Origin of the sequence: Pseudomonas sp. p21, from assembly GCF_001642705.1 — a bacterium.
In the GTDB taxonomy this organism is placed as follows: domain Bacteria; phylum Pseudomonadota; class Gammaproteobacteria; order Pseudomonadales; family Pseudomonadaceae; genus Aquipseudomonas.
The window spans coordinates 1-25,888 of sequence record NZ_LWBV01000003.1 but is presented as its reverse complement, the minus strand read 5'-3'; the positions used below and the strand labels follow the sequence as shown (position 1 = coordinate 25,888).

Here is a 25,888-nt window from a genome sequence, read left to right as displayed (position 1 = left end):
CGCTCATGAAGTCGAAGAAGGCGGCAGGTCTGCAAGCCCGTTCTCACACGATCGGGATTGTCGGCGGGCTTGGATCGCTCGCAGGTGGCGATCTTTTCTACAAGCTGGTGAAGTCGCGGGCGGTGCTGGAGGACCAGGGGCGTTTTCATTTCCTGCTCGAGCAACATCCCTTCAAGGATGTCCTGCTGCCTTTGGACGCAGGCGCGAGCATGACCTCGCGGAAGTTCTACGTTTTCGAGGTGTGCAGGTCATTCGAAGCGAGCGGCGTGGATGCAATCATGCTGCCTTGCTTTGCCAGCCAGACGTTCCGCGCGCAGATCCAGGACGAGCTGGGGATTCCGGTGCTGGACATGATGGAAGCCTTGGTACGACACATCCGTCAGGTCGCCCAACCGGGCAGTACACTCGGTGTGCTTGCTTCGGATTATGTGCGTCATTCCGGGCTCTTCGAGCAAGCGTTGGGCTGCCAATACGACGTGGTGTACCCCGACGCGCAAGCGCAAGTCGCGCTCATGGAGGCCATGTATGGTGCCAACGGCATCAAGGATGGGCACCTGGATGGCCTGCCTCTGGAGTCCGTCTACCAGGCCTGCCTGTCAGTGCAGGCACAGGGCGCCACACTTGTCGTGCCGGGTATGACCGAGCTTTCGCTGGTGTGCGCCGATCTGCAGCGCCGTGGCATTGCCGCACTGGATATCAACGAACTCTACGCCACGTTTGCGACCCAAGGCTCGAATGCGCCGCGTGAACTGCCTTTCAAGCTGGGTATCGTGGGTGGTGTCGGCCCTGCAGCGACGGTGGATTTCATGGGCAAGGTGGTTGCCAGTACGCCTGCAGGCCGGGATCAGGACCACATCAAGATGGTGGTAGAGCAGAACCCGCAAATTCCGGATCGCACGGCCAGCCTGCTGAATGATGAAACCGACCCGACGATGGCCATGTATGCGACCTGCAAGCGCCTGGAAAGCGCGGGTGCCAACGCAATTGCAATCCCGTGCAATACCGCTCACGCGTTCGTTGAGCGCATCCAGGAGCACCTGCGCGTGCCTATCGTCAACATGCTCACGGAGACGATCGACTGGATAAGGAAAGCCTACGGCCGTGACAAGACCATCGGCCTGCTGGCGACGTCAGGCACCGTCGCCAGCCAGGTCTATCACCAGGCTGCGAGCCGTGCCGGGCTTGAGATTGTCGTCCCGGCGCCGGATTACCAGAAGCTGGTCATGGAGGCCATTTACGGTGAGCGGGGCATCAAGGCTGGCTTCACTGAAGGACTGTGTCGAGACCAACTGCTGATTGCTGCCGAGCATCTCTCGGAAGTGGGTGCGACGGTGCTGATTCTGGGTTGTACGGAATTGCCGCTGGTGCTCAGCCACTGTGATGCTTATGAGCTGGGCAGCAGGACGGTTGCTCTGGTGGACCCTACGCTGATTTTGGCGCGCAGATGTGTCGCGCTGGCTGGCGATTGAGGTAATAAACCACATTCTCATGTTTTGCACCTTCCCTGTGGGAGCGGGCATGCCCGCGAACACCGGCAGAGCCGGTGCCATACACCGTGTCGCATTCTTCGCGGGCATGCCCGCTCCCACAGGTGCCGCGCAGCTCCCACGTAAGGCGGCGTTCCATTCGGAATTCCGAACAAAAACAGGAAAAGGCGTTCGGCTTTTCGGACAAAATCCGGATAAACTGCGCCCGGCTCGACTAGACCTCTGCCAGCCAAACGGATTTGACAAACCCCGGTCCTGTTTCCATAGTGAGTCAACGCAAACGTTTGCGATCCGACAAAAAACACAAGATCCGGAGTCATCGTCCATGAAACTGCCGTTCCCCGGTCGTCTGCTGGCCCTCGCGGTCATTTCCTCGCTGTCCTTTGCCCTGCCGTTTTCCGCCGCCCACGCCGAAGACAAGCCCAAGGTCGCCCTGGTCATGAAGTCACTGGCCAACGAGTTCTTCCGCACCATGGAAGATGGCGCCAAGGACTACCAGAAAGCCCACGCCGATGAATTCGAGCTGATCGCCAACGGCATCAAGAACGAGACCGACACCGGCGAGCAGATCCGCATCGTCGAGCAGATGGTCAACGCTGGCGCCAAGGCCCTGGTCATTGCCCCGGCCGACTCCAAGGCGCTGGTGTCGGCGGTGAAGAAGGCCATGGACCAGGGCGTGGTGGTGATCAACATCGACAACCGCCTGGACCCTGAACTGCTCAAGAGCAAAGGCATCAGCGTACCCTTCGTAGGCCCCGACAACCGCCAGGGCGCGCGCCTGGTCGGCGACTTCCTGGCCAGCCAGAAGCTCAAGGCCGGCGACCAGGTCGGCATCATCGAAGGCGTGCCGACCACCACCAACGCCCAGCAGCGTACCGCCGGCTTCAAGGACGCCATGGAGGCCGCGCAGATCAACATCGTCTCGGTGCAGAGCGGCAACTGGGAAATCGACAAAGGCAACGCCGTCGCGGCCTCCATGCTCAACGAATACCCCGACCTGAAAGCGCTGCTGGCCGGCAACGACAGCATGGCCCTGGGCGCCGTGTCGGCCGTGCGTGCCGCCGGCAAGACCGGCCAGGTGCAAGTGGTGGGTTACGACAACATCAACGCCATCAAGCCGATGCTCGCCGATGGCCGCGTGCTCGCCACCCTCGACCAGGCGGCCAGCCAGCAGGCGGTGTACGGCATCCAGGCGGCGCTGAAAATGGTCAAGGGCGAGAAGCCCGACGTGGATGCCGACAACGTCATCCAGACCCCGGTCCAACTCATCACCAAGCCCTGATCGCTGGCAGGAGAAACGGCCATGCCTGCATCGGCCAATGAAGTGGTGCTCACCGCCAGCGGCCTGGGCAAGACCTATGCCCAGCCCGTGCTCGGCGAGGTCAGCCTGAACCTGCGGGCGGGTGAAGTGCTGGCCCTGACCGGCGAGAACGGCGCGGGCAAGAGCACCCTGTCCAAGCTCATCAGTGGCCTGGAAACCCCAACAACCGGGCACATGCGCTACCGCGGCCAGGCCTACGCACCCGGCAGCCGCAGCGAGGCCGAGCGCCTCGGCGTGCGCATGGTCATGCAGGAGCTGAACCTGCTGCCCACGCTGACCGTGGCGGAAAACCTGTTCCTCGACAACCTGCCCGGCCGTTTCGGCTGGATCAGCCAGAAGCGCCTGCGCCAACTGGCCACGGCCGCCATGGCCCAGGTCGGCCTCGACGCCATCGACCCGGACACCCCGGTCGGCGAACTGGGCATCGGCCATCAGCAGATGGTCGAGATCGCCCGCAACCTGATCGGCGACTGCCATGTGCTGATCTTCGACGAGCCCACCGCCATGCTCACCGCGCGCGAGGTGGAGCTGCTGTTCACCCAGATCGAACGCCTGCGCCAACGTGGCGTGGCCATCGTCTACATCTCGCACCGCCTGGAAGAACTGCAGCGCGTGGCCCAGCGCATCGTCGTGCTGCGCGACGGCAAGCTGGTGTGCGACGAACCCATCCAGCGCTACAGCAGCGCCCAGCTGGTCAACCTCATGGTCGGTCGCGAGCTGGGCGAGCATATCGACCTGGGCCGCCGGCAGATCGGCGCGCCGCTGCTCAAGGTCGACAAGCTCAGCCGCGCCGACAAGGTGCGTGAAGTGTCGTTCGAGGTCAGGGCAGGGGAGATCTTCGGCATCTCCGGCCTGATCGGTGCCGGCCGTACCGAACTGTTGCGCCTGATCTACGGTGCCGACCGCGCCGACAGCGGCAGCATCGCCCTTGGCCAGCCACCGCAGGCGGTCACCATCGACTCGCCCAAGGCCGCCGTACAGGCCGGTATCGCCCTGATCACCGAAGACCGCAAAGGCGAAGGCCTGCTGCTGACGCAGTCGATCAGCGCCAACATCGCCCTGGGCAACCTCGGCGCGGTATCGCGGGCCGGTGTGCTCGATGGCGAGGCCGAAAGGGCCTTGGCCGAGCGCCAGATCCAGGCCATGCGCATTCGCAGTGCCGGCCCGCAGCAAGTGGTGGGCGAGCTGTCTGGCGGCAACCAGCAGAAGGTGGTGATCGGCCGCTGGCTGGAGCGCGACTGCCAGGTGCTGCTGTTCGACGAGCCCACCCGTGGCATCGACGTTGGCGCCAAGTTCGACATCTATGGCCTGCTGGCCGAGCTGGCGCGCCAGGGCAAGGCCCTGGTGGTGGTGTCCAGCGACCTGCGCGAGCTGATGCTGATCTGCGACCGCATCGCCGTGCTGTCGGCCGGCCGCCTGATCGACACCTTCGAGCGTGACAATTGGAGCCAGGACCAACTGCTGGCCGCGGCCTTTGCCGGTTATCAGAAACGTGACGCACTGCTGCATGACGCAGCTCCCAGGATGGATGCATGAAAACCACCCCGCTCGACAGCCAAGGCGCCGCACCGGTGCGCCGCAGTGGTACCTATTTTGGCCTGGGTACCTACCTGGGCCTGGCCGGCGCCTTGCTGGCGATGATCGTGCTGTTCTCGTTCCTCAGCAGCCACTTCTGGTCGTACAACACCTTCAGTACCCTGGCCAACCAGATCCCCGACCTGATGGTGCTGGCGGTGGGCATGACCTTCGTGCTGATCATCGGCGGCATCGACCTGTCGGTGGGCTCGGTGCTGGCGCTGGCGGCCTCGACGGTCAGCGTGGCGATCCTCGGCTGGGGCTGGGGCGTGCTGCCTTCGGCCCTGCTGGGCATGGCCGTGGCCGCGCTGGCCGGCAGCATCACCGGCGGCGTCACCGTGGCCTGGCGCATTCCGTCGTTCATCGTCTCGCTCGGCGTGCTGGAAATGGCCCGCGGCCTGGCCTACCAGTTCACCGACTCGCGCACCGCCTATATCGGCGATGCCTATGCCTGGTTCTCCAACCCCATTGCATTCGGCATCTCGCCGGCGTTCATCATCGCCTTGCTGGTGATCGTGCTGGCCCAGTTGGTGCTGACCCGCACGGTATTCGGCCGCTACCTGATCGGCATCGGCACCAACGAAGAAGCCGTGCGCCTGGCCGGTATCGACCCGCGCCCGTACAAGGTGCAGGTATTCGCCCTGATGGGCCTGCTCGCCGGCCTGGCCGCGCTGTTCCAGATTTCGCGGCTGGAAGCGGCCGACCCCAATGCCGGCTCCGGTCTGGAGCTGCAGGTGATCGCTGCCGTGGTAATTGGCGGCACCAGCCTGATGGGCGGGCGTGGCTCGGTCATCAGCACTTTCTTTGGCGTGCTGATCATTTCGGTGCTGGCCGCCGGGCTGGCGCAGATCGGTGCCAGCGAACCGACCAAACGCATCATCACCGGGGCGGTGATCGTCATCGCCGTGGTGCTCGACACTTACCGTAGCCGGCGTGCAGGCCGGCGGAACTGAGAACATGGCAACCATCAAAGACGTCGCGGCACTGGCGGGTATTTCATACACCACCGTGTCCCATGTGCTGAACAAGACCCGGCCGGTCAGCGAACAGGTGCGGCTGAAAGTCGAAGCCGCCATCGCCGAACTCGATTACGTACCCAGTGCCGTGGCCCGTTCGTTGAAAGCGCGCAGCACGGCCACCATCGGCCTGCTGGTGCCCAACAGCGTCAACCCGTACTTCGCCGAACTGGCGCGGGGTATCGAAGACGCCTGCGAACGCAACGGCTACTGCGTGATCCTGTGCAACTCCGACGATAACCCGCAGAAGCAGCGCAGCTACCTGCGCGTGCTGCTGGAAAAACGCATCGACGGCCTGGTGGTGGCCTCGGTGGGCCAGGACAACGACCTGCTGCAAAGCCTGGCTGGCGTGCGCACGCCAATGGTGATCGTCGACCGCGAACTGGACGGCGTGGATGCCGACCTGGTGCGCATCGACCACGAGCAGGGCGCCTACCTGGCCACCCAGCACCTGCTGGAGCTTGGCCACCGCGACATCGCCTACATCGGCGGCCCCGCCGAGACCGGGGTTACCCAGCTGCGCCTGAGCGGCTTCCGCCGCGCCATGGCCGAGGCCGGCGCAGCGGTGCTGGGCAACCGCGTGCTGCACTGCGACTTCACCAGCCCGGGCGGCCATGCAGCGGCAACCCGGTTGCTGGAGGGCAAGCGGCCCACGGCGATTTTCGCCGGCAACGACATGATCGGTTTCGGCGTGCTGCGCGCCGCGGCCGAACACAATATCAACGTACCCGCCGAGCTGTCGGTGATCGGCTTCGACGACATCGAACTCAGCCGTTATGTGTACCCGCCGTTGACCACGGTGGGCCAGTCGATCCGCGCGTTGGGCGAGAGCGCCGCGTCGCTGTTGCTGGCGCGTATCGGCACGCCTCGGCAGGGCGCGGCAGAGCAACGTATCGTCGCCCCGCGCATCGTGCTGCGCGAGTCCACCGGGCCGCGCCCGGACCTGTTCAACGATTACCGCTAATGCTAAGGAAATGTCATGAATGCCAAGGTCGTGGTAGTCGGTAGCCTCAACATGGACCTGGTGGCCCGCGCCCAGCGCTTGCCCCGGGCCGGCGAAACACTCCCCGGCGAAAGCTTTTTCACCGTGCCGGGCGGCAAGGGGGCCAACCAGGCGGTGGCCGTGGCGCGCCTGGGTGGCAGCGTGGCAATGATCGGCAACGTCGGCGACGACGCCTACGGCCAGCAACTGCACCGGGCCTTGTATGTAGAAGGCATCGACTGCCAGGGCGTTACCACCTGCTCGGGCGTGTCCAGCGGTGTGGCGCTGATTACCGTGGATGCCGCCAGCCAGAACTGCATCGTCATCATCCCCGGTGGCAACGGCCTGCTGACGCCGCAGTCGGTGCAGCGTTTCGATGCGCTGCTGCAGGCGGCCGAGGTGATCATCTGCCAGCTGGAAGTGCCGGCCGATACCGTGGCCTGGACCCTGGCCAGGGGGCATGAACTGGGCAAGCGGGTGATCCTGAACCCGGCGCCGGCGACCGGCCCCTTGCCAGCGGACTGGTTCGCCCATATCGACTACCTGACACCCAACGAAAGCGAGGCCGAGGCCCTGACCGGCGTGGCAGTGACCGACCTGGACAGTGCCCGGCGCGCCGGCGAGCACTTGCTGCAGCTGGGCGCGGGCAAAGTGATCATTACCCTGGGCGCGCAAGGGGCCTTGCTGGTCACGGCCAAGGACCACCAGCATTTCCCTGCACCGGTGGTACAGCCGCTGGACACCACTGCAGCCGGCGACACTTTCATCGGTGGATTTGCCGCTGGCCTGGTACGCGGCCTGGAGGAGGGCGAAGCCATCACCTTCGGCCAGCGCGCCGCAGCCCTGTCGGTCACCCGCGCTGGTGCCCAGCCGTCCATTCCCTACCTGGCGGAGCTGACGCCATGAAAAAAAACCCACTGCTGAACGTCGCCTTGTCGCGGACCATCGCCGGCATGGGGCATGGTGACATCCTGGTGATCGGCGATGCCGGGCTGCCGGTGCCGCCGGGGGTCGAACTGATCGACCTGGCCGTTACGCCTGGGTTGCCGGATTTCGCCAGCGTGTTGCGGGCCGTGCTGAGCGAGTTGCAGGTGGAGCGCCATGTGCTGGCCGAAGAAATGCAGAAAGTGGTGCCGCCGGCGCTGGTCGAAATCGAGCGGCTGAAGGGCAAGCTGGGCAAGCGTGAATGGCTGAGCCATGAAGATTTCAAAGTACTGTCGCGCAGTGCCCGTGCGGTCGTGCGCACTGGCGAATGCCAGCCCTACAGCAACATCGCGCTGATTTCCGGCGTGACTTTCTAGCCCGTCGCCCCCTGTGGGAGCGGGTTCACCCGCGAACACCGGCGAAGCCGGTGCCATCCACCGCGCTGCCTCCTTCGCGGGTAAACCCGCTCCCACAGGGATTTGCGGTGTACCAGGAATACCAATCCAGGCAACAGGAGTGCCACCCATGCTCAAACCCCTGCTACAAGGAATCGCCCTCATGGCCGCAGCCACCACCCTCCAGGCCGCCCCCATCGACCTGATCATCGACACCGACCCGGGCGCCGACGACGTGGTCGCGCTGTTCCTGGCCATGGCCTCGCCCGACGAGCTCAAGATTCGCGCCATCACCACCGTGGCCGGCAATGTGCGCCTGGACAAAACCTCGCGCAACGCCCGCCTGGCTCGCGAATGGGCCGGCCGCGAAGACATCCCCGTGTACGCCGGCGCCGCGCGCCCGCTGGTGCGTAAGCCGATCTACGCCGCCGACGTCCACGGCGAAGAAGGCCTCACTGGCATCCAGGTCCACGAACCGAAAGCGCCGCTAGCCCAGGGCAATGCCGTGCAATACCTGGTCGACACCTTGGGCGCCGCCCAACCCCACAGTATCACCATCGCCATGCTTGGCCCGCAGACCAACCTGGCCCTTGCGCTGATCCAGCGCCCGGACATTGCCAAAGGCATCAAGCAAGTGGTGGTCATGGGTGGCGCCCATTTCAACGGCGGCAACATCACCCCAGCGGCGGAATTCAACCTCTATGCCGACCCGCATGCCGCCGAAGTGGTGCTGGCCAGCGGCGTGCAACTGACCTACCTGCCGCTGGACGTCACCCACAAGCTACTGACCAGCGACGCGCGCCTCAAGCAACTGGCAGCCGTTAACAACCAGGCAAGCAAACGGGTAGTGGATATCCTCAACGCCTACATCACCCACGACATGGACCTGTACGGCATGCCCGGCGGCCCGGTGCACGACGCCAGCGTGATCGCCTACCTGCTCAAGCCCGAACTGTTCAGCGGCCGGCGCATCCATATGAGCATCGACAGCCGCGAAGGCCCCAGCTTCGGCCAGACCCTTGCAGACTGGTATGGCGTGCTAAAGCAGCCAGCCAACGTGATGTGGGTGGATCAGGGTGATGCCCAGGGCCTGTTCGACCTACTCAGCGCCCGTTTGGCGCGATTGGAATAGCCGTGTGCGGCGCGAAGCGCTCGAACACCTGGTCGATGAAGCTGCGTGCCGCCTCGGCGCCGCGATCGCGCACCAGCAGGTCGATGGCAATCAACAGCAATTCTTCCGGTGTGCCAGGGCTGTACGCGCTCTGGCCCTCGGCCCATTTGACCTTGATATCGGCATCGATGCTGTGGCTGCTCATGAAAGGCTCTCGCTTGGGGCCCAGGACGAAGGGGCGAACACCTGACCCTGGTGTTCGATGGAGGCGGGGTGCGCTCCACTTCCTGCACTAAATCATGACTTTGCGTCAGTGACGTTGCGGCTTAAGCATATGGCAAACGCAGCGGGTTGTGCAAAATCCGGTCACGATTGCGTTTTCGCCTATGTCGGCGAGTTCAGGCAGACTTGGTCGGTTTTGCAACAAATGATGAGTGGAACTGTCGGATCAGACAGTTCCCGGACCGATTTAGGAGGCTTCATGTTCCGTACCCGTGCTTACCTGGCAACCCTGGCGGTGGCTGCTGTCCTGGCTGGTTGCAGCACTGGTGGCAATTCTGCGGGTGGCGCTGCGCCGGCAGGCAACGACGGCCGCTGCGAAGCCAGTGGCGCCGATTTTGCCATTGGCAAGCCAGCCAGCGCCGAGCTGCTGGAGCAGGCGCGCAAGGCCAGTGGCTCGCAGATGGCACGCATTCTCAAGCCGCACGACGTGGTCACCCTGGAGTACCGCTCCGAGCGCCTGAACCTGAATGTGGACGAGCAGGGCAAGGTGATTCGCGTCAACTGCGGTTGATACGCGGTCCTTGTGGGAGCGGCCTTGTGTCGCGAAAGGGCCGCAAAGCGGCCCCGGCCATTGATGCTGCGAAGCTGAAAACCTTGGGGCCGCTACGCGCCCCTTTCGCGACACAAGGCCGCTTCCACAAAAAAAGCCGTGCCTGCATGGCCAACCCCGTCAGCCCATGCAGCACCCATAAAAAAACCCGCCACAAGGGCGGGTTTTTTACAGCTATCCGAATTACTCCGGACGAACCTGTGCAGCCTGCATGCCCTTCTGGCCGCGCTCGGCGACGAAGGAAACAGTCTGGCCTTCTTTCAGGCTCTTGAAGCCGTCAGATTCGATGGCCTTGAAGTGAACGAACAGGTCGTCGCCGCCGCCTGCTGGGGTGATGAAGCCGTAGCCTTTCTCATCATTGAACCATTTGACGGTGCCTTGTTGGCGATTGGACATGGGTGAATCTCCAGAACATTTAGTTTTTTCAGTGGTGCAATGCGGCCGAGGCTACGGAGCACGGGACACATCATAGTCTAATTCTGCGCATCTAGCGCCTTTTACCTTCGCAGGATATTGATCCAGCTCAAAGAATGGCTGGCCTGCTCTGGCTTTAAGGTTTCAGCTCTTCGGTGCGCAGGCCTGTTTCACGAGCGTCTGGGCTTTCTGCATCAGCTTGGCGTCCACGCCATCGTTGCTGTCGAGGTCGGCAATCTCTGCGTCGGTGAAATTCTTTTTGATGGTTTGCGCGCCACAGTCGCAGTGTTTTTTCGCGGCCGCAGCGTCAACGCCTTGGCCTTGAGCCACTTGCGTGCACTGGGTCATGTAGGCGGCCTCCTTCCCGGCCGGGAAGTTGCCGGCGTTCGCAGCCATGGGCAGCAGCAGGGCCCCAGCGGCCGCCAGGGCCAGAAGAGACGGAACTCGCATAACCAGTTACTCCTTGGGTTAGGTCACATCAAGAGTAGGTTGCTTCCCAAGGTCTGATAGGAATTTTTCCGTGTAAGTTCAGCCGAAGTCTGTAATTTCCAAATATTTCTGCCTGCCACGCAACCCGCGTGCTAGCATGCCCGGCTTGCAGCTGACAACGTGCAGCTTGCAGCAATCTTTTTTCTTTCCAGTCACTCTGGTTCGTCCCTGACAAGCCGAAAGGCTTCTGCCACTGTGAGGCAGGCTTCCCACCGAGGAAGGCAGGTCGGATCTTGTACTGGCTCATCCCAACCCACGTGACCTTTGGTAGGGGTCACCACTAGGAGAGGAGGCGCCATGCCCGTTATTACTCTTCCCGATGGCAGTCAACGTTCGTTCGATCACGCCGTATCCGTAGCCGAAGTCGCCGCTTCCATCGGCGCCGGCCTGGCCAAGGCCACCGTGGCCGGCAAGGTCGACGGCAAACTGGTCGATGCCTGCGACCTGATCAGCAACGACGCCACCCTGCAGATCATCACCCCTAAAGATGAAGAGGGACTGGAGATCATCCGTCACTCGTGCGCCCACCTGGTCGGCCACGCGGTGAAGCAGCTGTACCCGACCGCCAAGATGGTGATCGGCCCGGTCATCGACGAAGGCTTCTACTACGACATCGCCTACGAGCGCCCCTTCACCCCTGAAGACATGGCCGCCATCGAAAAGCGCATGATGGAGCTGATCGACAAGGACTACGACGTCATCAAGAAGGTGACCCCGCGCGCCGAAGTCATCGATGTGTTCAAGGCCCGTGGCGAAGACTACAAGCTGCGCCTGGTCGAAGACATGCCGGACGAGCAGGCCATGGGCCTGTACTACCACGAAGAATACGTCGACATGTGCCGCGGCCCGCACGTGCCGAACACCCGCTTCCTCAAGGCATTCAAGCTGACCAAGCTGTCCGGCGCCTACTGGCGCGGTGATGCCAAGAACGAGCAGCTGCAACGCGTGTACGGCACCGCCTGGGCTGACAAGAAGCAGCTGGCGGCGTACATCCAGCGCATCGAAGAAGCCGAAAAACGCGACCACCGCAAGATCGGCAAGCAGCTCGACCTGTTCCACCTGCAGGAAGAAGCCCCAGGCATGGTGTTCTGGCACGCCAACGGCTGGACCGTGTACCAGGTACTCGAGCAGTACATGCGCCAGGTCCAGCGCGTCAACGGCTACCAGGAAATCAAGACCCCGCAGGTTGTCGACCGTATCCTCTGGGAGCGCTCCGGCCACTGGTCCAACTACGCCGAGAACATGTTCACCACTTCGTCGGAAAGCCGTGACTACGCGGTAAAACCGATGAACTGCCCGTGCCACGTGCAGGTGTTCAACCAGGGCCTGAAGAGCTACCGCGACCTGCCGCTGCGCCTGGCCGAATTCGGTGCCTGCCACCGTAACGAGCCGTCCGGCGCCCTGCACGGCATCATGCGCGTGCGTGGCTTCGTGCAGGACGACGCGCACATCTTCTGCACCGAAGAACAGGTGAAGAAAGAAGCCGCCGACTTCATCAAGCTGACCCTGGACGTGTACAAGGACTTCGGCTTCACCGACATCGCCATGAAGCTGTCGACCCGCCCGGCCAAGCGCGTGGGCTCCGAAGAGCTGTGGGACCGTGCCGAAGGCGCACTGGCCGATGCCTTGAACGAATCGGGCCTGGAGTGGGAATACCAGCCGGGCGAGGGCGCCTTCTACGGCCCGAAGATCGAGTTCACCCTGCGCGACTGCCTCGGCCGTAACTGGCAGTGCGGTACCCTGCAGTACGACCCGAACCTGCCAGAACGCCTGGATGCCAGCTATATCGCCGAAGATAACAGCCGTGTTCGCCCGGTCATGCTGCACCGCGCCATCCTCGGTTCGTTCGAGCGCTTCATCGGCATGCTGATCGAGCACTACGCTGGCGTGTTCCCGGCCTGGCTGGCACCCACCCAGGCCGTGATCATGAACATCACCGACAAGCAGGCCGATTTCGCCCTCGAGGTGGAAAATACCCTGAACGGTAGCGGTTTCCGTGCCAAGTCGGACTTGAGAAATGAGAAGATCGGCTTTAAAATCCGCGAGCATACTTTGCTCAAGGTCCCGTACCTTTTGGTTATAGGGGATCGCGAAGTCGAAACGCAGACCGTCGCAGTACGCACCCGTGAAGGCAAAGACCTCGGCTCCATGCCGGTGGCTGAATTCACGCAGCTGCTCAACAGCGCTGTCGCCCAGCGCGGTCGCCTAGAATCGGAGTAATGACTATTAAGCGTGAAATGAGAAACGATAAACGAACTGCACCGAAAGCCCCGATCAACGAGAATATCTCGGCACGCGAGGTTCGGTTAATTGGCGCTGACGGCGAGCAGATTGGCATCGTCTCGATTGATGAAGCGCTTCGTATCGCTGATGAAGCGAAGCTGGATCTGGTGGAGATCTCCGCCGACGCGCAACCGCCCGTCTGCAAGGTGATGGACTACGGCAAGCACCTCTTCGAGAAGAAGAAGCAGGCCAACGAAGCCAAGAAAAACCAGAAGCAGATCCAGATCAAAGAAATCAAGTTTCGTCCAGGGACGGAAGAAGGGGATTACCAGGTAAAACTACGCAACCTGGTACGTTTCCTTACCGATGGGGACAAGGCCAAGATCTCTCTGAGATTCCGCGGCCGTGAGATGGCCCACCAGGAGCTGGGCATGGAGCTGTTGAAGCGGGTCGAAGCCGACCTCGCCGAATACGGCTCCGTTGAGCAGCATCCGAAGATGGAAGGACGCCAGCTTATGATGGTCATCGCCCCCAAAAAGAAGAAGTAATCTCCCGGGCACGGCAGGCCTGATGATTATTGTGTAATTTTATCGAATGCGGAGTTCCAACATGCCAAAAATGAAAACCAAGAGCGGTGCTGCGAAGCGCTTCCTGAAGACCGCTTCCGGCTTCAAGCACAAGCACGCTTTCAAGAGCCACATCCTGACCAAAATGTCGACCAAGCGTAAGCGTCAACTGCGCGGTGCCAGCCTGCTGCACCCGTCTGACGTGGCAAAAGTCGAGCGCATGCTGCGCGTACGTTAATTCTGGTTTAGATAGAGGAAGTTACTCATGGCTCGTGTTAAGCGTGGCGTCATCGCTCGTAAGCGTCACAAGAAAATTCTGAAACTGGCTAAAGGCTACTACGGTGCACGCTCGCGCGTATTCCGCGTTGCCAAGCAGGCTGTCATCAAGGCAGGTCAATATGCCTACCGTGACCGTCGTCAGAAGAAGCGTCAGTTCCGCGCACTGTGGATCGCTCGTATCAACGCCGGTGCCCGCACCAACGGTCTGTCCTACAGCCGTCTGATTGCTGGCCTGAAAAAGGCTTCGATCGAAATCGACCGTAAGGTTCTGGCCGATCTGGCAGTGAACGAAAAAGCGGCGTTTGCTGCGATTGTCGAGAAAGCTAAAGCCGTTCTGGCTTAAGTACCCGCGACAATCACCCGGCGGCGCTAGCGCCGTCGGGCATTGAACGTCATCGATAGGGGAAGAGCCTTCAAAGCTCTTCCCCTATTTTCGTATCTGGAGTCTGTACATGGAAAACCTGGATGCGTTGGTCTCCCAAGCCCTAGAGGCCGTGGAGCGCGCTGAAGACATCAATACCCTGGAACAGATCCGGGTGAACTATCTCGGCAAGAAAGGCGAGCTGACCCAGGTGATGAAGACCCTGGGCAACCTGCCAGCCGAAGAGCGGCCGAAAGTCGGCGCGCTGATCAACGACGCCAAAGAGCGCGTCACCGTTGTGCTCAATGCCCGCAAGGCCGCCTTCGAAGAAGCCGAGCTCAGCGCTCGCCTGGCTGCCGAATGCATTGACGTCACCCTGCCAGGCCGCGGCCAGGCCACCGGTGGCCTGCACCCGATCACCCGTACACTCGAGCGCATCGAGCAGTTCTTCACCCACATCGGCTACGGCATTGCCGAAGGCCCAGAGGTCGAAGACGACTACCACAACTTCGAAGCGCTCAACATCCCCGGCCACCACCCGGCCCGGGCGATGCACGACACCTTCTACTTCAATGCCAACATGCTGCTGCGCACCCACACCTCGCCGGTGCAGGTGCGGACCATGGAGTCCACCCAGCCGCCCATCCGCATTGTCTGCCCGGGCCGCGTATACCGTTGCGACTCGGATATCACCCACTCGCCGATGTTCCACCAGGTCGAAGGCCTGCTGATCGATCGCGATATCAACTTCGCCGACCTCAAGGGCACCATCGAAGAGTTCCTGCGCGTGTTCTTCGAAAAAGAACTGGCGGTACGTTTCCGCCCATCGTTCTTCCCCTTCACCGAGCCGTCCGCCGAAGTCGACATCCAGTGCGTGATGTGTTCCGGCAAAGGCTGCCGCGTGTGCAAGCAGACCGGCTGGCTGGAAGTGATGGGCTGCGGCATGGTGCACCCGAACGTGCTGCGCATGTCCGGCATCGACCCTGAAGAGTTCCAGGGCTTCGCCTTCGGCATGGGCGCCGAGCGCCTGGCCATGCTGCGCTACGGCGTCAACGATTTGCGTCTGTTCTTCGATAACGACCTGCGGTTCCTTGCCCAATTCCGCTAGGCCCAATCGACGCACATTCTAGGAGAACAGCATGAAATTCAGTGAACAGTGGCTGCGCGGTTGGGTAAACCCGCAAGTCTCCCGTGACGAACTGGTCGCCCGCCTGTCCATGGCCGGCCTCGAAGTCGACAGCGTTACCCCCGCTGCCGGCCAGTTCAGCGGCATCGTCGTGGGCGAAATCCTCGCCACCGAACAACACCCGGACGCCGACAAGCTGCGCGTATGCCAGGTAAGCAACGGCCAGGAAACCTTCCAGGTTGTGTGCGGCGCCCCTAACGCCCGCCCAGGCATCAAGATCCCGTTCGCCATGATCGGCGCCGAACTGCCAGGCGACTTCAAGATCAAGAAGGCCAAGCTGCGCGGCGTCGAGTCGTTCGGCATGCTGTGCTCGGCTGCCGAGCTGCAGATCAGCGAAGAGAACGACGGCCTGCTCGAGCTGGCTGCTGACGCCCCGGTTGGCGAAGACATTCGCCAGTACCTGAGCCTGGACGACGCCAGCATCGAAATCGGCCTCACCCCCAACCGCGGCGACTGCCTGTCCATCGCAGGTCTCGCCCGCGACGTCAGCGCCCTGTACGACACCCCGGTCACCCGCCCGGTAGTGCCAGCCGTACCGGCTGCCCACGACGAAGTGCGCCCGGTCGAAGTCAGCGCCCCGGCTGCCTGCCCACGCTACCTGGGCCGCGTCATCCGCAACGTCGACCTGAGCAAGCCGACCCCACTGTGGATGGTCGAACGCCTACGCCGCAGCGATGTGCGCAGCATCGACGCCGCCGTCGACATCACCAACTACGTGATGCTCGAACTCGGCCAGCCGATGCACGCCTTCGACCTGGCAGAAATCAACGGCGGCATCCGCGTACGCATGGCCGAAGAGGGCGAGAAGCTCGTCCTGCTCGACGGCCAGGAAGTGGCCCTGCGCGCCGACACCTTGGTTATCGCCGACCACACCCGCGCCCTGGCCATCGCCGGCGTCATGGGTGGCGAGCACAGCGGTGTGAACACCGAAAAAACCCGCGACCTGTTCCTCGAAAGCGCCTTCTTCGAGCCGATCTCCGTTGCCGGTAAAGCCCGTTCCTACGGCCTGCACACCGATGCCTCGCACCGCTACGAGCGCGGCGTGGACTCGCAGCTGGCCCGCGAAGCCATGGAGCGCGCCACCCAGCTGCTGCTGGACATCGTCGGCGGCGAAGCCGGCCCGGTCGTCGAAGCCGTCAGCGAACAGCACCTGCCGCAAGTGGCCCCGGTCACCCTGCGCGCCGAACGCATCACCCAGATGCTCGGCATGGAAATGGACCCAGCCCAGGTCGAGCAGCTGCTCAACGCCCTGGAACTGACCACGACTAAAGACGGGGAAGGGCAGTGGACCGTTAACGTCCCAAGCCACCGCTTCGACATCAGCCTGGAAGTGGACCTGATCGAAGAGCTGGCCCGCCTGTACGGCTACAACAACCTGCCGGTTCGCTACCCGCAAGCCCGCCTGGCCCCACAGGGCAAGCCGGAAACCCGCGGTGACCTGCCGACCCTGCGCCGCCTGCTGGTTGCCCGCGGCTACCAGGAAGCCATCACCTACAGCTTCATCGACCCGAAACTGTTCGAACTGTTCAGCCCGGGCGTAGAGCCGCTGCTGCTGGCCAACCCCATCTCCAGCGACATGGCCGCCATGCGCGCGTCCCTGTGGCCGGGCCTGGTCAAGGCACTGCAGCACAACCTGAACCGCCAGCAAGACCGCGTGCGCCTGTTCGAAAGCGGCCTGCGCTTCGTCGGCCAGCTCGGCGACCTGAAGCAGCAGCCGATGATCGCCGGCGTAGTCACCGGCAGCCGCCTGCCAGAAGGCTGGGCCAACGGCCGCGACGGCGTCGACTTCTTCGACGTCAAAGCCGACGTGGAAGCCCTGCTGGGCTACTCCGGTGCCCTGAGCGACTTCACCTTCAGCGCCGGCAAGCACCCAGCCCTGCACCCAGGCCAGACCGCCGCCATCGAGCGTGACGGCAAGCTGGTCGGCTACCTCGGCGCCATCCACCCAGAGCTGGCCAAAGCCCTGGACCTGGACCGCCCGGTGTTCCTGTTCGAGCTGGTGCTGGGCGACGTGGTCGAAGGCCGCCTGCCGAAATTCAGCGAGCTGTCCAAGTTCCCGGAAACCCGCCGCGACCTGGCTTTGATCGCAGGACGTGATGTGGCTTCTAGCGCGGTGCTTGAAGTAATTCGTGACAATGCAGGCGAATGGCTTACAGACCTCAGGCTGTTTGACGTCTACCAAGGTAAAGGTATTGATCCTGATAGAAAAAGCCTTGCCGTTGGCTTGACCTGGCAGCATCCATCGCGCACTCTTAACGACGATGAGGTGAACGCCGCACTGCAAAACATCCTCACCTCGCTCGAACAAAGGTTGAACACCACGTTAAGGAAATAACGGCATGGGTGCTCTGACGAAAGCTGAGATGGCCGAAAGGCTGTACGAGGAGCTGGGGCTTAACAAGCGTGAGGCCAAGGAGCTGGTCGAGCTGTTTTTCGAAGAAATTCGGCACGCACTTGAAGAGAACGAGCAGGTCAAGCTGTCCGGTTTCGGCAACTTCGACCTTCGCGACAAACGCCAGCGGCCGGGCCGCAACCCCAAGACAGGGGAAGAAATCCCGATCACCGCACGGCGCGTCGTCACCTTTCGTCCAGGGCAGAAGTTGAAGGCCCGGGTTGAGGCCTATGCTGGAACCAAGCCATAACGACGAACTGCCCCCCATACCGGGCAAAAGGTACTTCACCATTGGTGAGGTGAGTGAGCTTTGTGCGGTGAAACCGCACGTGCTGCGGTATTGGGAGCAGGAGTTCGATCAGCTCAATCCCGTGAAGCGGCGGGGGAACCGGCGGTATTATCAGCGGCAGGATGTGCTGATGATTCGCCAGATTCGTGCGCTGCTTTATGATCAGGGGTTCACCATTGGGGGGGCTCGGTTGAGGCTTTCCAGTGATGAGGCCAAGGATGAGTCTAGCCAGTACAAGCAGCTGATTCGACAGATGATTGTCGAGTTGGAGGATGTGTTGGTGGTTTTGAAGAAATGACCTGGTTGGCGGTGAATGAAAATTTTTTGAGAAAAAGCTTTCATTTATCAGGAGGTTAGGGTAAATTCTTCAAAGTTCTCGGTAACATTGAGAGCATGCTTCAAAGCCCAGTCGGGGCGTAGCGCAGCCCGGTAGCGCACTTGCATGGGGTGCAAGGGGTCGAGTGTTCGAATCACTCCGTCCCGACCATTATTGAAACGAAAAAGCCCAGTTGGTGACGACTGGGCTTTTTTATTGTTTCAGATTTTTAGTGGTGCTGAAGCAATTTGATTGAATGGGTAAGCTTGGGCGTAATTGTTGAAGCTGGCTTCGTTCAGCTTCAACAATCAGCGTGGCAAGGAATTAGAGTGAGAATGCGGGCTGGCGCGTGTGTTCTGTGAGATTTACCGATCTTCCTTGTGAAATCGCCTCGAAAATTTCTTGCATTTTCTCGGGAGCAGTACCTTTATCAATGAATCTGAAAGCTGAGGCTGCAACATACTCAGGAAGCTGTTCGAATGTCATCCATCTGCGGCCCTCCGCCTCCGCGACTTGGCCCGTAGTATTAGATCCACCAAAAATGTCGACAACCAAATCGTTGGGGTCTGTTAGCATTTTTATAAAAAACTCGGGTAGCTTGGCTGGGAAGCGGGCTGGGTGCGCCTTAATTCCTACAGACTTGCAACCCGCCTGATATTGACCATTCGATTCGGAATTTGGTATTTGGAGTAAGTTTGGAGGAATGGCGCCGCCGTTATCTTTGCTGAAACTCTTTCCTATGTCGTGGCCGGAGGGGCGAACTTTCGGGGTGTAAAATTTGTCCGGATCTTCAATCAGCTTTTTCATACGATCGCTATAGGGTGCCAAAACTTTACTCACATTTGCTTTTGGCCATTCGGTCTTACTTAGCCACCATACGGTGTTGACAGAGTCCTTTACCCTCATTTTTCTTTTATTTACCCATTCGATTGGGCTGGGGAGTTTGGAGGGGTTAAACCAATAAAAGTCTTCTGCCAGGAAAAAACCTAGCTCGTCGATCATGCGGATTAAGACCCGGAAGTTATAGAGACTTCTTGCTGGCACGCCTTTCATGTAAGCTCCGCCGAAATCGACTACAAAGCTCCCGTCAGGGGTAAGCTTTCTGTACACGATCTCTGCAAAGCTCAAAAACCAATCAATGTATTCATGCTGATCTAAGTTTCCGTATTCTTTCTGTCGTTGCAGAGCGAAAGGGGGACTCGTCATGACTAGGTTTACGCTATTGTCGGGTACCCTTTCAAGTAATTCCCTTGAATCGCCGATGTAGGTCGCCCCTTTCTCTGTGTGGTACGCGGGTAGGAAAGCGGGGCTTAGGTTGTGAGAAATGCTACTCATAGGCTGTAGATCCATAGTCATCAGAGCACCATTATCCCTCGCATGATCAAGAAGATAAACCCCTCCCCGATAAGGCGCGTTTTTGCTAGGAATCTGCGAGCCGCACGTGAGTCACTTGGTTGGTCACAAGAGGCTCTGGCGGAAGCGTCGGGGCTTCATCGTACCTATGTCGGGTCAGTGGAGCGAGGGGAAAGAAATATATCGATAGATAATATTGAGAGACTTTCAGTTGCACTGAGAGTCTCTCCAGCGTTTCTAATGGAAGAGAAGGAAGATTTGAGTGGAACCTCTAGTGCCTCACCCTGATTATGAAAAGTTGACTCAGGTTTGGCCTGCAGTGAAGGACTTTCAAGCGCTTGCCAAGGCTCACGGAATAAACGATATTTTTCAGGATAATGGTGGGAAGCTTCTTCAAGTCTTGCTTTTACTCAACCTTGCGGTACTTCCAGGGCGGGAGGGTAATGACGCCGTAGATGTTGCTGGAAGGGAGTATGAGCTTAAATCGGTGAATATCGAGCTAACTAAGGGTTTTTCAACTCATCATCATTTGAATCCGACTATACTTGATAAGTATCGTGAGGTTCCTTGGGTATTTGCAATTTATCGAGACATTGAGCTGCAGGCGGTCTATGTTTTAGAGCCGGAAGATTTGGAGGTTTACTTTGCTCGATGGGAAGCCAAGTGGTATGCAACTGGTGGTAAAGATCGAAATAACCCCAAGATTCCAGTCTCACACGTTGAAAAGCATGGGCGCCTTATGTATCAGACAACAGTGGAGTTGGTGTCTGATGTTGTTTTACCTACTCCGATTGATGCGGGCGGCTTCGGTCCTGAAGGCCTTGAGGATCAGTCAGTGGAGTTATTGTGAAACTTTTATTTACTTACGAAGATCGCGATAAAGGCGAGGAAGCTCTAGCACGGCTTGTTGGGGAAAAGCGACTAGCTAGTGAGCGTGATGATACCGCTACGGTGTATAATCTATTTGGTGAGGCCTCCTGGGGAAATCTATATAGGTTGGGCCTGTATAATTTGAATGAGTTTGAAACTCTTATACGGCGTCGCGCTGCTCATCAGGAGTATGACAAGGAGCGGTTTGTTTCACTGCTCAGTGTATTGCAGTACGTAGCAAAACAGTATGATTTGCAAATCCCTTCGCATTGGTTGTAGTTTTTGTTGGCTTGTATTTGGCTGAATCGCCCCTGGTTTCATCGACACCTCCAAGCCTCATAATGAGGCCCAAATAGGAGGTGCCATGAGTCGTCAGCGTTACCCCGAAGAATTCAAGATCGAAGCGGTCAAGCAAGTGACCGAAAAAGGCAAACCTGTGGCCGATGTCGCCCAGCGCCTAGGCATGTCCGTGCACAGCCTCTACGCCTGGATCAAGGTCTACAGCAAGCCCCAAGAGCAGGGTCAGCAAGATGACGATCAGCAGGCCGAACTTCGCAAACTACGCGCTGAACTCAAGCGCGTGACGGAAGAGCGAGACATCTTAAAGAAGGCCGCCGCGTACTTTGCCAACGAGTGCGGCTGAAGTACGCCTTCATCAAGAAGCACTCGACGGATTACCCGGTACGTCGCCTTTGCCAAACCCTCAAAGTGCACCCCAGCGGCTACTACGCCTGGCTGGCCGAGCCTCAATCTGCCCGAGCAAAAGAAGATCAACGTCTGCTTGGTTTGATCAAACACGCTTGGCTGGAAAGCGGAGGTGTATACGGCTACCGCAAAATCCACGATGACCTGCGTGAGCTGGGAGAGGAATGCGGTCGAAATCGAGTCGGGCGTTTGATGCAGGTGGAGGGGCTGCGTTCGCAAACGGGCTATCGGCGGCGCCCAGGGTTTTATGGTGGAAAGCCAACAGTGGCCTCGCCCAACCACCTCGCGCGGCAGTTCAAGGTCAGTGAGCCAAACAAGGTCTGGGTGACAGATATCACTTACATCCGCACCTATGAGGGGTGGCTCTACCTCGCGGTAGTGCTGGATCTGTTCTCACGCCAAGTAATTGGTTGGTCAATGAAGCTGAGGATGTGCAGCGACTTGGCTAACGACGCGATGCTGATGGCCGTTTGGCGACGCAAGCCACAGCAGCAAGTGATGATTCACTCAGATCAAGGCAGTCAGTACAGTAGCTCAGATTGGCAAAGCTTCTTGAAGGCCAACAATGAAATCAGCAGCATGAGCCGGCGGGGAAACTGCCACGACAATGCTGTAGCCGAGAGCTTTTTCCAGCTTTTGAAGCGGGAGCGAATCCGACGAAAGATCTACACAACCCGTGAAGAAGCCCGAAGTGATATTTTCGACTACATCGAGATGTTCTATAACCCTAAACGGCGGCACAGCAGTGCTATGCAGCTGTCTCCAGTAGAATATGAGAAACGCTATTTCCTGAACTTGGAGAGTGTCTAGGGAACCAGGGGCGATTCATTACACCACTTCCCGGGACACGATCTCCGGGGTTAGTAGATCACCACAGAGCCTGTCAAGGATGGCAAGATGGATTTCTAGTTTGGCTCCGAATGGGAACACAATGCCGCTCATCCACGACCAACCGCCCGGCTTCCAGGTCAAACGGCAGCACCCACAACCGCAAGCCTCCCCCGTAATCGAAAGCAGGAAGCCCCACCTGAAGACCCGACCAACACGGGTAAACTAAAAAGAGGTTAGGTACGCTCCCATCTGTCCGGTGCTGATGGCCATAGGCAAAAAGCTGATAAAAATCCGCTTGGCTCAGATGATAGTTTTTCTCGTGTTTCCCCGCGTCGATCCGCTTCCACTTCGTATCCAAAATCCACTGCTGTGCAGGCAGATCGATCAAAATATCCGGTCGCAGGCAAAACATCCGCCGATCGTCATGCTCGCACAGATATTTGCTCCGCGATTGGGCAGTCATCTTGGCTTCAGGTATGAGGTTACGTTGTAGCCAATCCTGCACATAGCGCTCGAATAGCCGTTCCATTGGGAACAGTAAACTCATGCCGGCGGTTCTACCAACCACTGCTAGGGGAACGTGCTGACTGAGGATCAGTTCGCACCAGGGTTTAACCGGCCTGTAGTGACTCATCAACCGATCCTCGCTCCAGGCCCGTAGGTCTTGAGCGATATTTCGGCTCCCCCGAATGCTTGCCAGGAATACCTGCAGTTCAGTCGCAAGTCGCCAGTTCCGGGGGCTAGTCGTGAGTTTCGCAACCTGGTCCAGCGCAAGCTTAAGCAGGCGGTTTTCAGCACGGTCCGGTAAGAATATGTCGTGGCGAATCTGAAAGTGGTGCTGTCGCCCCGGTGGCTGGCGCATTTGCGCTACCGCATTCAACTGACCCCGGAGATAACGCTGCTCTTCCTCGACACGTTCGTAATCAAAGCGTATGCCTCGCTTGAGTAACAAATCGAGCTCGCTTAGGAACTGCTGCATCACCCACTCGCTGAGTGGCGCATCAAACGCTTCGACGTTTGCAGCTCCAGCCTTTCGCGGCTTGAGTTGAAGCGCGTTTTGAATCAGCTTGCGTAGCAACTGACGACTTTTTGCTATGCAGCCATCCTCCTCGTGATGCTTAGGTAGTATTTCCAAACGGGTGCCACAGGGGGTTTCCAGCACCCCGACATACGAGTCCCACTTCAAGGTGCGCCGATTTGTAAGCTTTAGGACGCTGGCACCACTGGCTTCCAAGCACCCGCTGAAATCACACAGCCAATCGAACGCGCTTTGTGAGACCTGGGCTAAATCGAGCGAAGGCTTCACTTCTTGTGTCGTGAGGCGCGCGTATTCGCGGATCGTGACAGTTGTTTTCACGACTCTTGATTCTGCAGGTGGCTAAGTAGCTGACGCCCCAAGCGTCGGGTGTTTAATCTATTGCCGGTCTCTCCCTGCATGCTCAACCCGATCGTATTCGCCAATTCCCGTAGCGCTGGGTATGTGGGTTGTTGTCGCTGTCCTTGGCGTATTACCTCGATGGAGCCACTGGCGAGTTCTCGCAAGACCAAATCGCCGGATGCGACTTCGCGCTTTACGGCTTGTACGCTGCTCGGCAGCTGGGTGTCGAGAATGCTGAGGTAGGCTTCCAAGCGTTGAAAGGCTTCGTCGTTTAATTCCCAAGACGCTTTCTCAAGGCCGAGAGCGATTTCGCTGCCAAACAAAGCCTCCGCTTGGCTCGGGCGCTGTTGGACGAATTGATCGCAGCTTGGTTTGCGATGGTCATTGAGGACCCAGGCTATGCGTTGCCAGTCCTCGAAGAAGTACTCCTGAAGCAATGGAAGAATCTGATTGTGAAAAATCTCTTCCAGCCGCGTGATCGAATTGTCGTTTTGCAACGGCATAAAATAGGCATGACCCAAGCGGTGATCTCTATCCAGTAGCGCTTCTATCCGCTGGTTCATCACGCGTAGCAGTTGTCCGATGTTGAGTTGACCATTAATCACCACATCGTCTAGCAGCTCGGGTTTGGGTGGCATTTCCCGGAAAGTAAAGCGGCGTCGTAGAGCAATATCCAAACCTGCCAGCGAGCGATCGACAGTGTTCATTGTGCCGATCAGAAACAGGTTGCTGGGGACGCTGAACGGTTTTTTCGAATACGGCAGCATCACGGAGAGTGCTTCATCGGCATCGGCTCGCTTGCTCGGCTCGATCAAGGTGATGAGCTCGCCGAATATTCGAGACATATTGCCGCGGTTGATTTCATCGATAATGAGCACTCGCGCATCGTTGAGCCTTGGCGCCTCGGTCGGCTGAAGCAGGCGCTCAACCAGCGCTGCGAAAAGATTCTGATAGCCGTTGACGAGGTACTTCTCTAGGTCGGACTCGGCCACCCGTTCGAATACCCGTTTCTGTCGAATGTCCTCAACCGTTATGCGGCCGTCCTGAACGTAGGTGAGGAGTTGGCGGATAATGCTCAACGGCAATGGCAGGCTGCCCCCGCTAGGCTTATCGAATTCGATTTGTTCGCTGCCAACTTTACGCACTACATAGCTGCCGAAACGTTGATCGACTTGCAGAGCGAGCTCTCCGCTACTGGCTACATTACTGAGAAGCCCGGCCAGCTTGTCCCGGTCCAAGGTGGTGCTGCTCATCTCATACAAGGTCATTTGGCTGAACTGGCCGTTAAGCAACTCGGTGTGCGGCAGGGAAGGGGCGTACTCACGCAGCCACTTCACTGAGCGCATCTGCGAGTAGCCGGCATCGAACTCTGGGTGAGGCTTGTACTGGTAATCGCCGGTCACCTCTGCGATCGCGCGGAATTTGAAGTTGCCATCGGATACGACGATCAAATCACCAATCTTCATTCGCGTAACGAAGGCTGTAACGCTGGTGATGCCATAGTCATTGGCCGGGTTGGCGGGCATTACGCCAGATGAAGCGAAACGTTGTTGCACTTCCAGGCGGCTGGTACACCCGGAAAAATCAATAGCCTCGCCATACCCGAGCAGCACGTAGCCGCCCTGTAGGCACTCCTGATAAACGTGGGAGTCATCCCCTAGTGTATTTCCGAGGGACATCTTCCAGACACGTCGCCCCCTAAGGTCACTTGGGCCTTGAGCTTGGTGCGTCACCTTGGCTGCTGCGGCTTCACAGATTGATTTGAAAACACCATCCACGACTTCATAGCGCAATTGTTGGGTGCTTTCATCGGTCGTGGCGCGCAAGCCCTCTACGAAGTCTTCGTAGCTGAAGCTTTGGTGGAATGTGACGAAGCGAATCCGTTCTTGCTGGACGAGTTCATCGAACCGACGCTTGAGGACGGCGCGGTTTTTTGAGTGTTCCCGCAGCGTCTCAGGGTCCAGAATCTCCAGAGCTAAGTCGATAGTCGCATAGGTTTTCCCGGTACCGGGTGGACCAAAGAGGATCTGGTTAAGTGCCACGCCGCGTTGCTTCAATGCAAATACTCCATGCCAGTGGATCCGCTCGAGAGCGCGCCGAACGCTGGCGTTCTCAGAGACCTTCGACCAGATGCGATGGCGAGCGCCGTGGTTTGCTGCTCTGTAGCGCGGGGTGAAGGCGTAAAGTGTGCCAATCCTACACCGGAATCGGCCCTTTCCTACAGACGTAGGTTCGAATTCGATGGGGGAGACGCGCCGAAGATGAACGGCCTAACCTTAATCCAATCTTCCATGAGCCCGCTGCTAATGCGCTACTGATCATCACCGAAGGGTTTGGTGGATGCGTAATGTAGTGGTCTACTAACCTCGGACACCTTTTTAGGCGAAAATGGTCGCCACACAGAGGTGTTCGATGAGCAGACAACGACGTACTTTCACCCCCGAATTCAAGCGCGAGGCAGCCGGCCTGGTGCTCGACCAGGGCTATAGCCTTACTGAAGCCGCCCGGTCGCTCGACTTGGTTGAATCGGCGCTGCGCCGCTGGGTGAATCAACTCCAGTCAGAACGTGGCGGTGCTACGCCAACGAGCAAGG

At 59.4% G+C, this 25,888-nt stretch carries 28 protein-coding genes and 1 tRNA gene; 23 read left to right on the top strand and 6 right to left on the bottom strand.

The genetic code is table 11. The annotated features are described in order from the left end of the window. Positions 1-5 precede the first annotated feature (5 nt). From A4C63_RS09370 to A4C63_RS09335, 8 genes are all read left to right on the top strand, one after another. Positions 6-1,469, top strand: a complete 1,464-nt coding sequence (locus tag A4C63_RS09370; RefSeq protein WP_063912431.1) for an aspartate/glutamate racemase family protein — start codon at positions 6-8, stop codon at positions 1,467-1,469. 343 nt (positions 1,470-1,812) lie between these two features. Continuing rightward, on the top strand, positions 1,813-2,769 hold the full coding sequence (locus A4C63_RS09365) for a sugar ABC transporter substrate-binding protein (RefSeq protein WP_063912430.1): 957 nt from the start codon (positions 1,813-1,815) through the stop codon (positions 2,767-2,769). 21 nt (positions 2,770-2,790) lie between these two features. Next, positions 2,791-4,344: a sugar ABC transporter ATP-binding protein gene (locus A4C63_RS09360; protein WP_063912429.1), complete on the top strand. Its 1,554-nt coding sequence runs from the start codon at positions 2,791-2,793 to the stop codon at positions 4,342-4,344. Then, entirely contained in the window at positions 4,341-5,336 is a 996-nt protein-coding gene (locus A4C63_RS09355; RefSeq protein WP_063912428.1) for an ABC transporter permease, read from the top strand. Before A4C63_RS09360 ends, A4C63_RS09355 begins: the two co-directional genes overlap by 4 nt. Before the next feature lie 4 nt (positions 5,337-5,340). Continuing rightward, complete coding sequence (locus A4C63_RS09350; protein ID WP_063912427.1) at positions 5,341-6,363, top strand: LacI family DNA-binding transcriptional regulator; 1,023 nt, start codon at positions 5,341-5,343, stop codon at positions 6,361-6,363. A 15-nt stretch (positions 6,364-6,378) separates the two neighbouring features. Next, a complete protein-coding gene (gene rbsK, locus A4C63_RS09345; RefSeq protein ID WP_063912426.1) occupies positions 6,379-7,287 on the top strand; it encodes a ribokinase in 909 nt (302 codons plus the stop codon). Next, positions 7,284-7,682 (top strand): D-ribose pyranase, encoded by a 399-nt coding sequence (gene rbsD / locus A4C63_RS09340; RefSeq protein WP_063912425.1) that lies wholly within the window; start codon positions 7,284-7,286, stop codon positions 7,680-7,682. Before rbsK ends, rbsD begins: the two co-directional genes overlap by 4 nt. A gap of 148 nt (positions 7,683-7,830) precedes the next feature. Beyond that, complete coding sequence (locus tag A4C63_RS09335) at positions 7,831-8,832, top strand: nucleoside hydrolase (RefSeq protein ID WP_063912424.1); 1,002 nt, start codon at positions 7,831-7,833, stop codon at positions 8,830-8,832. Here the strand turns inward: A4C63_RS09335 and A4C63_RS09330 are convergent. Next, positions 8,804-9,016 carry a hypothetical protein gene (locus A4C63_RS09330; RefSeq protein WP_063912423.1) on the bottom strand — a complete coding sequence of 71 codons (213 nt, stop codon included), beginning with the start codon at positions 9,014-9,016 and terminating at the stop codon, positions 8,804-8,806. The genes A4C63_RS09335 and A4C63_RS09330 overlap by 29 nt on opposite strands. A gap of 276 nt (positions 9,017-9,292) precedes the next feature. Between A4C63_RS09330 and A4C63_RS09325 the strand changes: the two genes are divergently transcribed. Then, the gene (locus A4C63_RS09325; RefSeq protein ID WP_063912422.1) at positions 9,293-9,604 is read left to right on the top strand and encodes an I78 family peptidase inhibitor; all 312 of its coding nucleotides are present in this window, start codon (positions 9,293-9,295) and stop codon (positions 9,602-9,604) included. Positions 9,605-9,826: 222 nt separating this feature from the next. On the opposite strand, the gene A4C63_RS09320 is transcribed toward A4C63_RS09325, so the two are convergent. After that, a complete protein-coding gene (locus tag A4C63_RS09320; protein WP_003250656.1) occupies positions 9,827-10,039 on the bottom strand; it encodes a cold-shock protein in 213 nt (70 codons plus the stop codon). Between the two features lie 162 nt (positions 10,040-10,201). Next, positions 10,202-10,507 (bottom strand): hypothetical protein, encoded by a 306-nt coding sequence (locus tag A4C63_RS09315; RefSeq protein ID WP_063912421.1) that lies wholly within the window; start codon positions 10,505-10,507, stop codon positions 10,202-10,204. A 336-nt stretch (positions 10,508-10,843) separates the two neighbouring features. Between A4C63_RS09315 and thrS the strand changes: the two genes are divergently transcribed. From thrS to A4C63_RS09270, 9 genes are all read left to right on the top strand, one after another. Beyond that, positions 10,844-12,766: a threonine--tRNA ligase gene (gene thrS / locus A4C63_RS09310; protein WP_013972004.1), complete on the top strand. Its 1,923-nt coding sequence runs from the start codon at positions 10,844-10,846 to the stop codon at positions 12,764-12,766. Then, on the top strand, positions 12,766-13,317 hold the full coding sequence (infC, locus tag A4C63_RS09305; protein WP_013972005.1) for a translation initiation factor IF-3: 552 nt from the start codon (positions 12,766-12,768) through the stop codon (positions 13,315-13,317). The genes thrS and infC overlap by 1 nt, the downstream gene beginning before the upstream one ends. 61 nt (positions 13,318-13,378) lie before the next feature. Continuing rightward, entirely contained in the window at positions 13,379-13,573 is a 195-nt protein-coding gene (gene rpmI, locus A4C63_RS09300) for a 50S ribosomal protein L35 (protein WP_003250667.1), read from the top strand. A gap of 27 nt (positions 13,574-13,600) precedes the next feature. After that, positions 13,601-13,957 (top strand): 50S ribosomal protein L20, encoded by a 357-nt coding sequence (gene rplT / locus A4C63_RS09295; protein WP_003250671.1) that lies wholly within the window; start codon positions 13,601-13,603, stop codon positions 13,955-13,957. 109 nt (positions 13,958-14,066) lie between these two features. Continuing rightward, entirely contained in the window at positions 14,067-15,083 is a 1,017-nt protein-coding gene (gene pheS / locus A4C63_RS09290) for a phenylalanine--tRNA ligase subunit alpha (RefSeq protein ID WP_013972006.1), read from the top strand. Between the two features lie 31 nt (positions 15,084-15,114). Beyond that, on the top strand, positions 15,115-17,496 hold the full coding sequence (gene pheT / locus A4C63_RS09285) for a phenylalanine--tRNA ligase subunit beta (RefSeq protein ID WP_063912420.1): 2,382 nt from the start codon (positions 15,115-15,117) through the stop codon (positions 17,494-17,496). A 4-nt stretch (positions 17,497-17,500) separates the two neighbouring features. Next, on the top strand, positions 17,501-17,803 hold the full coding sequence (ihfA, locus tag A4C63_RS09280; protein ID WP_003250679.1) for an integration host factor subunit alpha: 303 nt from the start codon (positions 17,501-17,503) through the stop codon (positions 17,801-17,803). Beyond that, positions 17,784-18,140 carry a MerR family transcriptional regulator gene (locus tag A4C63_RS09275; RefSeq protein ID WP_003250681.1) on the top strand — a complete coding sequence of 119 codons (357 nt, stop codon included), beginning with the start codon at positions 17,784-17,786 and terminating at the stop codon, positions 18,138-18,140. The genes ihfA and A4C63_RS09275 overlap by 20 nt, the downstream gene beginning before the upstream one ends. A gap of 112 nt (positions 18,141-18,252) precedes the next feature. Next, a tRNA-Pro gene (locus A4C63_RS09270) sits at positions 18,253-18,329 on the top strand. A gap of 153 nt (positions 18,330-18,482) precedes the next feature. Here the strand turns inward: A4C63_RS09270 and A4C63_RS09265 are convergent. Then, entirely contained in the window at positions 18,483-19,514 is a 1,032-nt protein-coding gene (locus A4C63_RS09265) for a site-specific DNA-methyltransferase (protein WP_256202915.1), read from the bottom strand. 21 nt (positions 19,515-19,535) lie between these two features. On the opposite strand from A4C63_RS09265, the gene A4C63_RS26265 reads away from it, so the two are divergent. The 4 genes from A4C63_RS26265 (at position 19,536) to A4C63_RS09250 (ending at position 21,896) form a co-directional block, all read left to right on the top strand. Continuing rightward, the gene (locus tag A4C63_RS26265) at positions 19,536-19,799 is read left to right on the top strand and encodes a helix-turn-helix domain-containing protein (protein ID WP_156510860.1); all 264 of its coding nucleotides are present in this window, start codon (positions 19,536-19,538) and stop codon (positions 19,797-19,799) included. Continuing rightward, positions 19,774-20,361, top strand: a complete 588-nt coding sequence (locus A4C63_RS09260; protein WP_218186505.1) for a hypothetical protein — start codon at positions 19,774-19,776, stop codon at positions 20,359-20,361. Before A4C63_RS26265 ends, A4C63_RS09260 begins: the two co-directional genes overlap by 26 nt. Beyond that, positions 20,358-20,660 (top strand): hypothetical protein, encoded by a 303-nt coding sequence (locus A4C63_RS25470; protein WP_082888288.1) that lies wholly within the window; start codon positions 20,358-20,360, stop codon positions 20,658-20,660. The genes A4C63_RS09260 and A4C63_RS25470 overlap by 4 nt, the downstream gene beginning before the upstream one ends. Positions 20,661-20,745: 85 nt before the next feature. Further along, a protein-coding gene (locus A4C63_RS09250; RefSeq protein WP_156510859.1) for an IS3 family transposase occupies positions 20,746-21,896 on the top strand; the annotation gives its coding sequence in 2 pieces (ribosomal slippage) (positions 20,746-20,989 and positions 20,989-21,896; 1,152 coding nt in all). Positions 21,897-21,969: 73 nt separating this feature from the next. On the opposite strand, the gene A4C63_RS09245 is transcribed toward A4C63_RS09250, so the two are convergent. Next, on the bottom strand, positions 21,970-23,274 hold the full coding sequence (locus A4C63_RS09245) for an McrC family protein (RefSeq protein WP_063912417.1): 1,305 nt from the start codon (positions 23,272-23,274) through the stop codon (positions 21,970-21,972). After that, positions 23,271-25,352 carry an AAA family ATPase gene (locus A4C63_RS09240; RefSeq protein ID WP_256202914.1) on the bottom strand — a complete coding sequence of 694 codons (2,082 nt, stop codon included), beginning with the start codon at positions 25,350-25,352 and terminating at the stop codon, positions 23,271-23,273. The genes A4C63_RS09245 and A4C63_RS09240 overlap by 4 nt, the downstream gene beginning before the upstream one ends. A gap of 355 nt (positions 25,353-25,707) precedes the next feature. Here A4C63_RS09240 and A4C63_RS09235 point away from each other — a divergent pair. Beyond that, a partial coding sequence (locus A4C63_RS09235; RefSeq protein WP_156510858.1) for a transposase occupies positions 25,708-25,888 on the top strand: 181 nt, incomplete at its 3' end.

Excerpts from the sequence above, each read along its gene's own strand:
- rbsK (WP_063912426.1), top strand. The coding sequence starts at position 6,379 with ATGAATGCCAAGGTCGTGGTAGTCGGTAGCCTCAACATGGACCTGGTG.
- A4C63_RS09330 (WP_063912423.1), bottom strand. The coding sequence starts at position 9,016 with ATGAGCAGCCACAGCATCGATGCCGATATCAAGGTCAAATGGGCCGAG.
- A4C63_RS09320 (WP_003250656.1), bottom strand. The coding sequence starts at position 10,039 with ATGTCCAATCGCCAACAAGGCACCGTCAAATGGTTCAATGATGAGAAA.
- A4C63_RS26265 (WP_156510860.1), top strand. The coding sequence starts at position 19,536 with ATGATCAAGAAGATAAACCCCTCCCCGATAAGGCGCGTTTTTGCTAGG.
- rpmI (WP_003250667.1), top strand. The coding sequence starts at position 13,379 with ATGCCAAAAATGAAAACCAAGAGCGGTGCTGCGAAGCGCTTCCTGAAG.
- A4C63_RS09335 (WP_063912424.1), top strand. The coding sequence starts at position 7,831 with ATGCTCAAACCCCTGCTACAAGGAATCGCCCTCATGGCCGCAGCCACC.
- A4C63_RS09325 (WP_063912422.1), top strand. The coding sequence starts at position 9,293 with ATGTTCCGTACCCGTGCTTACCTGGCAACCCTGGCGGTGGCTGCTGTC.
- A4C63_RS09360 (WP_063912429.1), top strand. The coding sequence starts at position 2,791 with ATGCCTGCATCGGCCAATGAAGTGGTGCTCACCGCCAGCGGCCTGGGC.
- rplT (WP_003250671.1), top strand. The coding sequence starts at position 13,601 with ATGGCTCGTGTTAAGCGTGGCGTCATCGCTCGTAAGCGTCACAAGAAA.
- A4C63_RS09365 (WP_063912430.1), top strand. The coding sequence starts at position 1,813 with ATGAAACTGCCGTTCCCCGGTCGTCTGCTGGCCCTCGCGGTCATTTCC.
- rbsD (WP_063912425.1), top strand. The coding sequence starts at position 7,284 with ATGAAAAAAAACCCACTGCTGAACGTCGCCTTGTCGCGGACCATCGCC.
- A4C63_RS09350 (WP_063912427.1), top strand. The coding sequence starts at position 5,341 with ATGGCAACCATCAAAGACGTCGCGGCACTGGCGGGTATTTCATACACC.
- infC (WP_013972005.1), top strand. The coding sequence starts at position 12,766 with ATGACTATTAAGCGTGAAATGAGAAACGATAAACGAACTGCACCGAAA.
- pheT (WP_063912420.1), top strand. The coding sequence starts at position 15,115 with ATGAAATTCAGTGAACAGTGGCTGCGCGGTTGGGTAAACCCGCAAGTC.
- A4C63_RS09315 (WP_063912421.1), bottom strand. The coding sequence starts at position 10,507 with ATGCGAGTTCCGTCTCTTCTGGCCCTGGCGGCCGCTGGGGCCCTGCTG.
- A4C63_RS09275 (WP_003250681.1), top strand. The coding sequence starts at position 17,784 with ATGCTGGAACCAAGCCATAACGACGAACTGCCCCCCATACCGGGCAAA.
- ihfA (WP_003250679.1), top strand. The coding sequence starts at position 17,501 with ATGGGTGCTCTGACGAAAGCTGAGATGGCCGAAAGGCTGTACGAGGAG.
- A4C63_RS09370 (WP_063912431.1), top strand. The coding sequence starts at position 6 with ATGAAGTCGAAGAAGGCGGCAGGTCTGCAAGCCCGTTCTCACACGATC.
- A4C63_RS09355 (WP_063912428.1), top strand. The coding sequence starts at position 4,341 with ATGAAAACCACCCCGCTCGACAGCCAAGGCGCCGCACCGGTGCGCCGC.
- thrS (WP_013972004.1), top strand. The coding sequence starts at position 10,844 with ATGCCCGTTATTACTCTTCCCGATGGCAGTCAACGTTCGTTCGATCAC.
- A4C63_RS09265 (WP_256202915.1), bottom strand. The coding sequence starts at position 19,514 with ATGACTATGGATCTACAGCCTATGAGTAGCATTTCTCACAACCTAAGC.
- pheS (WP_013972006.1), top strand. The coding sequence starts at position 14,067 with ATGGAAAACCTGGATGCGTTGGTCTCCCAAGCCCTAGAGGCCGTGGAG.